The following is a 10,568-nucleotide window of genomic DNA, read 5'->3' on the forward strand; positions in this document are numbered from 1 at the left end:
CTAAGGCTTTTTCTATAAGACGTTTACTTAGTTCTTTGAGTAATCCTCCTTTCTCAAAAAGGGTCGATAAATCTACTCCTGATTCTACTAATAAATCTATCGCTTTGCTTATACCATCTTGAGAACTTACTTTCTTTTTCATACTTTTAAAGAATAAAAATTAATGTATTTAATACAAAATTTACAAATCTTAAAAAATATTTACACACTTAAAAAGAAAGACTCTGATTCTAGGCTACATATCTGTGCGGTTATGATAAGCTATGATATAGTGCCCCATATATTGCCCATAGGTCTTAGAAAAAAACTTTCTTTTGTCTATCATTATAGAATAGCGCATATAGCGATATTAGTTTTGGCTATCTTAGCGATACCATTGGCCCTCACTAATAACTATTTTATGGCAGATCAGTTCTCGCGCTTCTATGGTCGTTTATATGCGCCTATAGTCGTTGCTCCATTTATTTTGGCTGTTTTAGGCTTTCGTACTGGTCAGCCCATTGTTCTGATGGGTATGGTTGCAGGCGCATTATCTGTTTTTGCTTGGAGGAAATGGATTTATCCCTTACTAGGGACAACAGATGGTCTTTTCCCCTGCATGTTGGTCAATGGCTTAGTAATACTGGCGGTACACTATTTATGGCTCCATCAAAAGCGTCTAAAAGAAGCAAACCATAACTTATTAAATAAATAGGCTGAACCATCAAAAAACGAAACCAGACTTTTTTATCAAGCAAAAATTAGCATATAAATATTTGCATCATTTATGTGATTTTTTTGTAAAAAAGATAGTGCCCCTTTCTGAGGCTAGCTGAATGGCCTTTTGAGTAGAAATACCAACAAGCTCTTTACTGTTCTTTTTATTGAAATACCACGTTTTATTCGATTGTACAAGTCGAATAAAATGTTCTTTTGAATCAGCACTATGCTTTGGTACATGTACCAAACATCCTATTAAAGCATAGGTATACTTTTTTGAGTTACTCGGATTGGATTTAGCCGTTATACAACATTCTGTTGCAAGGAATCTAGGCTTTTCACAGGACTTATGCGACTGATTGTCTGGAAATGAAATTATTAATCTATTGGGTAATCCATGGGATACTGCACGATCATCTGTTTTTTTCTCATCTAGTAGGTGAGCAGTCGCTTCTATGCATTTACTCCAATCATTTTGTGCATGTGGCGCAACAGGTGGCGCTATAAGTACAGGTATTTTTGATTTTGAATCAGTGCATTGAGCTGATACAAGATCAGACCAACCTATATCCTTTAAAATAAGTGTTACATGATTATATATTGTATCCGGGGGATGGGAGGCATAGCCATTAGATACAGATTGAGTAGGTTCTTTTATATTACTTTGCGCTTTGTTGGATTGTTGTCTGTCTTCTGTAGGAGCAATAGGTCCGGGTTCATATCTAGGTGCATCTCGTTGACAACCTATAGCGATTGCGATGGGTAATAGGCCTATCAGCCTTAGCTGCATTTGGCACAACAAAACAAATTTCCATTCCATACAATAAGATTTACTTGTACAGGTTAAAGCACACCGATATGTTTTTTTATTACCATTTTCTTGCCTGTTGCCAGCGTTTACAATAATGCCATCCAGCTATAAAGAGTTGCATGATAAAGAACCAGTGATAGCCTTGAAGATACAAAAAAGGAATGGCAATGGCAGCAGCGACCAACCCAATAATAATACTGGCCAGATAGCCCGTATAGCCAAAAAGTTTTTCTAGTATATAGCGCAACAACCAGCCACCATCAAGTGGCGCAATAGGTATTAAATTCAGCAGCAACCATCTACTATTTAGATACATGGTTATATAGAGCAAATATTGCAAGAGATAGCTATTAAAAATATTAAATCGAAGCAAGAGATAGACCGTCAGTGTCAATAATCCTTGAAAGAGGGGACCTGCAAGGGTAATTAAAAATTTTTGTTTACTTGTTAAGTATAGGGCATTAAAGTGAGTGATGCCACCAAAAGCTTGTAATACAATCTCGGGTGCTGCATCAAAAAAAAGAGCTACTAAGGCATGACCATATTCATGTACCAATATGCTTAAGGTAAAGACACTAGCCCATAGCAAAATTTCTATATATTGGCTACCTACACTACTGATTACCAAAAATAAAAAGATCCAATAACTGAGGTCAATAGATACTGAAATTTTTAAAAATCTAAAACGCAAAACTGTACTATATTTTTAGGTGATCTACCTATTAATTAAAATTAAATAAGAAACAGTATAACAGGGCCGCTTTATTTTAGGCAACTCATTTCGCAACAATAAAGAGCGTATTGAAGCCGCCTATAGCGTCAGGCCTTTTGCTTTCTTAAGATGTCCATTGGTTGTTTTGTCAACAGATTCTATTTTACACCCTGCGGGAGATATACTTTTCTCTTCTTATAGATTGTAAATTAAAACCGATATTTTGCAACTGTTCAATACTTTCATCAATCATATATGGATTACCACATAGGTATACCAAATCGGTCATTGGATTTAAATCAAGGCTTTCAAAGGCGGATTGTACATAGCCTACATATTGATAAGGAGGTGCCTCTGCATTTGCTCTACTCAGATAGCCACGAAAGTGAAAATTTGGGTATTTTTGGGCAAAAGCAATAAAATCTTCTGCATAAAGCAAGTCAGTCGCATAACGTACACCTAATAACAAGGTTACTTTGAGCATTTTATCTTCTTCTAGCCGTCTAGCAAGTGTAGGGAGCATAGAACGATAAGGTGCTACACCAGTTCCAGTAGCTACCAATAGGTAGTGATTTGGTTTTTCTGCTGCTTGAAGGATAAGCCTACCTTTAGGTCCAACACAGTCTAATAGATCGCCACTTTTTAGGTCAAAGAGGATGTTCGTGGCAAAGCCGCCCTGAACCGGGGCTATTGCGATATCCAATTGGTTGGTTTGCGAAGGGCTATTGGCTAAGCTATAACTGCGTGGTACTATTTTTCCAGATACGTGTGGCAATAAAAAAGTAATAAATTGACCTGGTATAAATGGGAAAGGTAGTTTATCCAAACGTCTAAAAGACAACTCTGCTACAGTAGGTGTAAGCATTTTGGAGGCTATAAACTCAACTTTAAATTGATTTTGTTCCATTTTTTCGATTATAATACCTGTCAAATTTTTGCTACTTTCTTTGGGTAACGTTTCGGTGTTTACTCCCAAATCTAAAAAAAATTAACCATCTGTCGAAACTTTTTATAACAAACCAAATGACTATCCTAAAGATTAGGCTATTGAGTGGTTATTCAGTTGTGATAAAAATTTATTCAGATACAGCTATAAAATAAATGCTAAATCTTTAGTCCAATTATCCAACGCTACCTTCCAGCGTAAGCGCCAATAGTTTTTGTGCTTCTACCGCAAACTCCATAGGCAACTGATTGAGTACTTCTTTGCAATAACCATTGACAATAAGTGCAATAGCAGTTTCATGATCGATACCACGTTGATTGCAATAAAAAAGTTGATCCTCACTAATTTTAGATGTAGTGGCTTCATGTGCCACTTGGCCGGTTGGATGGCCTACTACTATATAAGGGAAAGTATGGGCACCACAGCTATTACCCATTAACAAAGAATCGCACTGAGAAAAATTAGTGGCATGTGCTGCTCCAGGGGCGACCTTGACCAAACCTCTATAGCTATTGTTGGATTGACCAGCTGCAATACCTTTGGCTACAATCCGACTCTTAGTATGTTTACCCAAGTGGATCATTTTTGTACCTGTATCTGCTTGCTGTCTGTTTTTGGTTACTGCTACAGAATAAAATTCACCTACTGAATGGTCTCCCATTAAAATGCAACTTGGATACTTCCAAGTAATGGCTGAACCGGTTTCTACTTGCGTCCATGAAATTTTAGCGTACGCGCCCGCACAAAGGCCTCGCTTGGTTACAAAATTATAGACACCGCCTACGCCATCTTTATTGCCTGGATACCAATTTTGTACTGTAGCATATTTTACATGCGCCCCCCTTGCAGCATAAATCTCTACTACAGCGGCGTGTAATTGATGCTCATCCCGCATAGGTGCTGTACACCCCTCTAAATAGCTAACATAGGCATCTTCTTCTGCAACAATCAAGGTGCGTTCAAATTGCCCAGTATTGGTAGCATTGATGCGAAAATAGGTAGAAAGTTCCATAGGACAATGGACCCCTTTGGGAACGTAGCAAAAGGAACCATCACTAAAGACAGCAGTATTAAGGGCAGCAAAATAATTGTCGGTCATAGGGACTACTTTACCCAAATATTTTTTAACCAAATCAGGATATTGCTGAACAGCCTCACTAAAAGAACAAAAAATAATGCCTAGCTTGTTTAATGTATCTTTAAAAGTCGTGGCCACAGAAACACTATCTAACACCACATCCATCGCTACACCCGTTAGTCTTTTTTGCTCTTCTAACGAAATACCCAATCGCTTAAAAGTAGCCAAAAGTTCTGGATCAGCCTCTTCTAAACTGTTTAACTGTACCTTTTGTTTGGGTGCTGCGTAATAAATAATATTTTGGTAATTTATAGGTGGATAGACAATTTTTGCCCAGGTAGGCTCTTTTAATTTAGACCAATGATAAAAAGCTTCTAAACGGCGTTTGAGCAACCACGCTGGCTCTTTTTTTTTCTCAGCAATAAGGCGAATGGTAGCTTCCGTTAAGCCTTTGGGAATGGTATCTACAGGAATATTACTTTCAAATCCATATGGATAATCAGATGCATGAATAATATCGTGTATATCTTCTTTTGCCATAATTGTTCTAGATAGATGCTATTTATAGAAAATAAAAACGAAAGTCTTCGTATGGACGCAATCATCAGTCAATGTTCAATGTATCTGTTTGGATTTTTAGCTCCACTGCCTAAAAATAGGAAAAGATATTCCTTGTAAAAAGCCTCGACTGAAAAGATTACTGAGCGCTTTTAATTGGTTTCTATTTGCTCCGTATATTGTAGGGCCTGCTGGGCAGCCATTTGTTCGGCACATTTTTTAGTTCTACCTGTCCCCTCGCCCATAACCTTTTCACCTATAACCACCTGAGCAGTAAATTCTTTATAGTGTTCACATTGTTTTTCTTCAAGAATCTTGAAAACTACTTGAAGGTGATGTTTGTGTGCCCATTGAATGATCTTGCTTTTAAAATTGGTATCATGTTCTATCAGCTCTTTTAGACTTATATAATTGACTATCAAATAATCAATAACAAACTTTTGGCAACGTTCATAGCCATGATCTAAATAAACAGCCCCAATAAAGGCCTCTAAGGCATTGCCATACATAAATTTATGGCCACTTGGTTTTACCAGATTGGTATCATAATGCAACAGCTTATCTAAATGCATTTTACGTGCCACCCCATTTAAAGCATCCCTATTGACCAACCTTGACCGTATGTCTGTTAAAAAACCCTCTTCTTTTAATGGATATTTTTTGAAAAGATAGTCTGCAACAATAGCAGATAATATAGCATCGCCCAGAAATTCAAGTCGTTCATTGGAAGTATGTCCTTCTTCTATAGAACTATGCTGAAGGGCTACCTTATATAAAGCGAGATTTATAGGCATCATTCCGGTAACCGCTCTTATAAAAGAGACCAACTGTTGGGTAGCAGGATTTTGCTTTATAAAAATATACTGGAATAAATTTAGAAATCTTCGCATCTTTTGAAGATTATAGAAACGTTATGTCCACCAAAGCCAAAGGCATTATTTTGGGCAAATAAGATGGTTCTTTTTACTGCATTATTTAAAGTTAGATTGATCCGTGGATCAATGGCTTCATCTAATATTTTATGATTAATGGTTGGGGGCACAACTTGATGCAACAAGGCCAAAACAGTCGCAATAGACTCTATCGCCCCCGCTGCACCCAATAAGTGGCCGGTCATAGACTTAGTCGAACTAATGTTAAGCTTATAAGCATGGACACCAAACACATGTTGAATAGCCTCCACTTCATTGACATCGCCCAATGGAGTACTGGTACCATGGGCATTAATGTAATCTATACGATCTGGTCTAATTTGGGCACTGGCTAAAGCACGTTGCAATGCTAAAATGACACCTCCTGTATCTGGTGCAGTAATGTGATGGGCATCTGCAGACATGCCTACACCTACTAATTCAGCATAAATTTTAGCATTTCTTTTTTTTGCATGGGCATAAGATTCAAGAATTAAAGCACCTGCTCCTTCTCCCATCACAAAACCATCTCTGGTCTGATCAAAAGGGCGTGAAGCCGTTAAATAATCTTCATTGCGTTGAGAGAGCGCTTTTAATGCATTAAATCCAGCTATGCCTATTTGAATAATAGGCGCTTCTGAACCACCTGCTACCACTACATCTGCATCTCCTAGTTTAATCAAGTGAAAAGCAGCTACTATAGCGTTTACTGCAGAAGCACATGCTGCAACTGTAGCAAAATTGGGCCCCTTAAAACCATATTTAATAGATAAATGACCAGAGGGAATATCTGGTATAATTTTAGGAATAAAAAAAGGATTGATTTTAGGATCCATACCAGCAGCAGCAAAGCCTAAAACGGTTGCTTCTGTAGTACCTAAACCACCTATACCAGAACCCCATACAACGCCTACACGTTCTTTATCTACTAAAGGAGTAATTAATCCAGCATCTTGTATGGCTTCATCCCCAGCTACCATAGCATACTGGGCAAATGGATCCATTCGCCTTACATCTTTTGCATCAAAATGGTTATGGGGGTCATACCCTTTTAAGGTACAAGCAAACTTGGTTTTATGTTTAGTTGTATCAAAACTGGTGATAGGGGCTGCGCCACTTTGACCAGAAACTAGGCCATCCCAATATGTCTTAACATTGTTGCCAATTGGGGTAAGGGCACCCAATCCTGTAACCACTACTCTTGTGGGGCACATACGAAAATCAACTAAGCCTTACGTTTAGATAAGATTTCTTGTAAATAATCTACAACACTACCAACTGTTTGCAGGTGGGTCGCTTCATCATCCTTGATCTGTACATCAAAGGCTTTTTCAAGTTCCATCACCAATTCTACTTGATCTAGGGAATCAGCACCAAGGTTATTTACAAAATGAGCAGTAGGCAACACCTCTTGCGCTGAAACATTTAGTTTATCCACAACAACGGCTACTACTTTAGCCATAATATCTTCTTTATTCATTTTATCCATTTAATTAACTGTTTTGTAATTTGATGAAAATGAGTTTAATTATTAAAATTATGAGCCCACTATTACTTATCTAGGGCAATACATAAAGAAAAATTTAAAACAACGTATTATACGTGAGTGGCCACTTTTTTTAGCCGGTCTGCTTGCCAATTACTAAATTTTTGATCAGCTTGCTCTTGGGTAATGGCGCCTTTTACAACACCTATCTGAAGATGCTTTTTAAGCATAATACCCTGCTTGGAAAAAAGTGTTTTTACTGTATCGGTAGGTTGCGCACCTTGAAAAAGCCACTTTAATGCACTGGTTTCATTAAGTTTGACAGTTGCAGGAGCGGTATTGGGGTTATAGTTCCCAATTTTTTCTATAAAACGACCATCTCGTGGTGACCTTGCATCCGCTACAACAATATCATACTCTGCTAAATGTCTTCTACCACATCTAGCCAATCTTATTTTTACAGCCATAGTATTGCCTTTCTAGCGAATCTCGTTCGCAAATGGTTAATAAATTATTTTTTTAGTTGTTAAGAAAACTTCTATATAAGAATAGACTACATATTATCCACCGAAACAACAGCACGCAGGTCCTTGTTTTTTTTGAAGACTACTACACCATTGGTTAAGGCAAATAAAGTATGGTCCCTACCTAACCCAACATTTTTACCAGGGTAATAACGGGTACCCCTTTGCCGAACAAGGATATGACCAGCGATTACGGTTTCTCCACCATATTTTTTTATGCCGAGCCGCTTACTTTCTGAATCTCTTCCGTTACGGGAGCTACCTGCCCCCTTCTTATGTGCCATGGGATTATATTATTTTAGAATGTCTTCAATAACAATTTTGGTATGCTCTTGACGATGGCCCCGTTTAACCTTATATCCATTTCGTCTTTTTTTCTTAAAAACGATAATTTTATCTCCTTTGGTATGTTCCAATACCTTCGCCTTAACGGTTACTGTATGGAGTACAGGCGCACCTATTACTACTGTTCCTTCCCCGTCATCTACAAGTAGCACTTTATCAAAAGTAAGCAAAGCACCTACTTCACTTTGCAATTTAGGGGTATAAAGCCACTGCTCTTTAGAAACTTTAAATTGGGCGCCAGCTATTTCTACAATTGCATACATATATTTCTATAGGCTAAAAGAATACTATTTTTTCTACTACTAGAAAGAATCAAGCTCAACAAAGTTAAGCTTTATTCTATAAAATAAAAAATGGCCAACCGATATTATTTCTATGCTTGTTTTTTATAGCCCGTTTTCTTGTTGACTTGTTGAATAGATTGAACCCTGTCAAGGGGCTGGTCTAGTTTGTTTGTTGTGCTGCGTAACAAATAGTGTACAAGGACCATCACCAGTCCATTCATCAACATACAAGGTACGTGGCCACTAGTTGTATGGAGTATAGGCACCATCCATTTTTGCCAAGCCAACATAGATAGTAGGCCAGTAACCATCCCTATTAAAGCAACAGAAGACGAAGTATGGAACCCTAAAACAGCTAAAATAAATGGAGCTATGATTACGGATACATAAAGACGTCCATGCCATACCAAGATTTTGTCTAAAATGGAGATAGAACAGTAAAAACCCAATACCATAGCCAATAACGCCACAGCTAGAAGTGCTACACGCACCACTTGAACTTGATGCAAGTTCAGAAGCCTACTAAAACAACCGATACTTTTTGGTATATCATAAGCGAACATAATACTAGCAACATGTAATCTAGAATCAACTGTAGACATAGCGAAGGATAACATAATCACACAAACTACTCCTCTTAAAAAAAACGAAAGATTAGAGAGAAAATGATTCCAAATAGCTGTAGAAGGGATATTGGGGAAACGGATAAAAACCAACAGACCAATTACCAATGTACAAGCTATAATAGCACTAGAAAAAATACCTGCATACAAATATGCTTTTTTTGCCTGAACAGTCCTTTTACACATATATAAATAGTGCACAAGATAGGGAGCAACCGGACCAAAAAGAGCGCTCAAGTAGCGAAATATAAGCGGTATTTTCCTATCAGGAGGTATAATATTTATGAATTGTTTTTGACTTTTAAGAAAATCAATTTTATTAATAATTAGGTTATTGGTAACTTTAAACAGCCAGCAAACTAGTACAAGCATACACATCGAAAAAACGATACATTGCCATACATCTATAGAAGCAATAGCACGCGCACCACCAAACATAGCATAAACCACCATAACAATAGTTATTAATATAGTAATGGCTAATGAACTAACAGAAGGTATAAATAGGCTAACTGTATCAGATATAAGTCGAATTTGAAAGGCAATCATAATCATTCCACTACACAGCTCAAACAAAGCAGTTATCAATCTTGCACAACGTCCATATACAACAGCCATAGACTCTGGCATCGATAGATGATCCATAAATTTAGACATAGACTGTGCTAACCAACTTAAGAGTAACAAGGGACAAAACATGAGGATAATCCTATCAAGCATGAACCAGCTTCCATAAGAAGCATATTCTATAGCAAGCCTGAGTACGCCTCCTGGACAACTACAGGCTACTATAGTAGCTACTATAGTAGCTGTAGAAAACTGTCTATGGCCAAGTGCATAATCTCGAAAGCTGGTATCCCTTCTATACAAAAGACAAAAAAATATTACTATTATAAATAGAAAAAAAATTGCCATTAGAAGACATGGAGTATAAAGTGGCATAATGGAAACAATTAATGTATGCTTACGCAACTTTTAACAATAATCCAACAAACTTTGGCATAACTAGAATAATAACACACAGTTCGCAGCAAACAGCTTTTCAGTTGAGCCTAATCCTGGTTTTGGAGTACGCAAAGGGGGACGTAGTAAAAATTCCATAGTCACCTGAATAAGTTGTTCCATCTACAAATGAACCAAAACTTAAATCTGAAGTGGGAGGGTAACTGGGTGTTAATAAGGGGCCTATTAACAATCCCATTGTTAGTTGAATAAGTTGTTCCATCTACAACTGAACCGAAACCTGAATCTGAAACTGAACCGAAACCTGAATCTGAAGTGGAATGGGTATACTGGGTGTTAATAAAGAGATTTTTATCTAGATGATTCTCTACAGGAGAAGGTTTACCATAAAGATCAATAAGTAGTCGGTCCTGAAATACTGTATAATTATTTGTTAATCAGCAAATAAATGGTTAAATTTGTATTGGTTAATAACCAGTTTTAGAGTTGTTTTGTATAAAAAGCTTGCAAAATAAGGATGAAATCTAAGAAAATAAATAATAGCCTTGAACGTTTGTTTGAGCAACGCTTATCTAGTTTTCTTAACCCGAAACATCGTTTATTCCAGTTATCTGATTCGATTACTTGG

12 protein-coding genes are annotated in these 10,568 nt (G+C 37.2%); 1 reads left to right on the plus strand and 11 read right to left on the minus strand.

The genetic code is table 11. The features are described from left to right. Positions 1-163 precede the first annotated feature (163 nt). A complete protein-coding gene (locus tag ACRRVB_RS04160) occupies positions 164-694 on the plus strand; it encodes a hypothetical protein (RefSeq protein WP_432466716.1) in 531 nt (176 codons plus the stop codon). Between the two features lie 66 nt (positions 695-760). Here ACRRVB_RS04160 and ACRRVB_RS04165 read toward each other — a convergent pair whose 3' ends face one another. The 11 genes from ACRRVB_RS04165 to ACRRVB_RS04215 form a co-directional block, all read right to left on the minus strand. Next, positions 761-1,519, minus strand: a complete 759-nt coding sequence (locus tag ACRRVB_RS04165) for a hypothetical protein (protein WP_432466717.1) — start codon at positions 1,517-1,519, stop codon at positions 761-763. 49 nt (positions 1,520-1,568) lie between these two features. After that, positions 1,569-2,201 carry a metalloprotease gene (locus tag ACRRVB_RS04170; RefSeq protein ID WP_432466718.1) on the minus strand — a complete coding sequence of 211 codons (633 nt, stop codon included), beginning with the start codon at positions 2,199-2,201 and terminating at the stop codon, positions 1,569-1,571. A gap of 184 nt (positions 2,202-2,385) precedes the next feature. Then, positions 2,386-3,198: an FAD-binding oxidoreductase gene (locus tag ACRRVB_RS04175; RefSeq protein ID WP_432466719.1), complete on the minus strand. Its 813-nt coding sequence runs from the start codon at positions 3,196-3,198 to the stop codon at positions 2,386-2,388. Between the two features lie 145 nt (positions 3,199-3,343). Further along, positions 3,344-4,786 carry a Fe-S cluster assembly protein SufB gene (sufB, locus tag ACRRVB_RS04180; protein WP_432466720.1) on the minus strand — a complete coding sequence of 481 codons (1,443 nt, stop codon included), beginning with the start codon at positions 4,784-4,786 and terminating at the stop codon, positions 3,344-3,346. A 170-nt stretch (positions 4,787-4,956) separates the two neighbouring features. Further along, positions 4,957-5,694, minus strand: a complete 738-nt coding sequence (gene rnc / locus ACRRVB_RS04185; protein WP_432466721.1) for a ribonuclease III — start codon at positions 5,692-5,694, stop codon at positions 4,957-4,959. Continuing rightward, positions 5,679-6,929, minus strand: a complete 1,251-nt coding sequence (gene fabF / locus ACRRVB_RS04190) for a beta-ketoacyl-ACP synthase II (protein ID WP_432466722.1) — start codon at positions 6,927-6,929, stop codon at positions 5,679-5,681. Before fabF ends, rnc begins: the two co-directional genes overlap by 16 nt. Positions 6,930-6,940: 11 nt before the next feature. Then, positions 6,941-7,195: an acyl carrier protein gene (gene acpP / locus ACRRVB_RS04195; RefSeq protein ID WP_432466723.1), complete on the minus strand. Its 255-nt coding sequence runs from the start codon at positions 7,193-7,195 to the stop codon at positions 6,941-6,943. Positions 7,196-7,311: 116 nt separating this feature from the next. Continuing rightward, positions 7,312-7,668: a 30S ribosomal protein S16 gene (gene rpsP / locus ACRRVB_RS04200; protein ID WP_432466724.1), complete on the minus strand. Its 357-nt coding sequence runs from the start codon at positions 7,666-7,668 to the stop codon at positions 7,312-7,314. 86 nt (positions 7,669-7,754) lie between these two features. Beyond that, on the minus strand, positions 7,755-8,009 hold the full coding sequence (gene rpmA, locus ACRRVB_RS04205) for a 50S ribosomal protein L27 (RefSeq protein WP_432466725.1): 255 nt from the start codon (positions 8,007-8,009) through the stop codon (positions 7,755-7,757). Positions 8,010-8,018: 9 nt separating this feature from the next. Then, positions 8,019-8,333: a 50S ribosomal protein L21 gene (gene rplU, locus ACRRVB_RS04210; protein WP_432466726.1), complete on the minus strand. Its 315-nt coding sequence runs from the start codon at positions 8,331-8,333 to the stop codon at positions 8,019-8,021. Positions 8,334-8,443: 110 nt separating this feature from the next. Further along, positions 8,444-9,847, minus strand: coding sequence for a sodium:solute symporter family protein (locus ACRRVB_RS04215; protein ID WP_432466727.1), 1,404 nt, complete (start codon positions 9,845-9,847; stop codon positions 8,444-8,446). Positions 9,848-10,568: the final 721 nt, after the last annotated feature.

Origin of the sequence: Candidatus Cardinium hertigii (assembly GCF_050864855.1) — a bacterium.
Taxonomy (GTDB): Bacteria; Bacteroidota; Bacteroidia; order Cytophagales; family Amoebophilaceae; genus Cardinium; species Cardinium hertigii_C.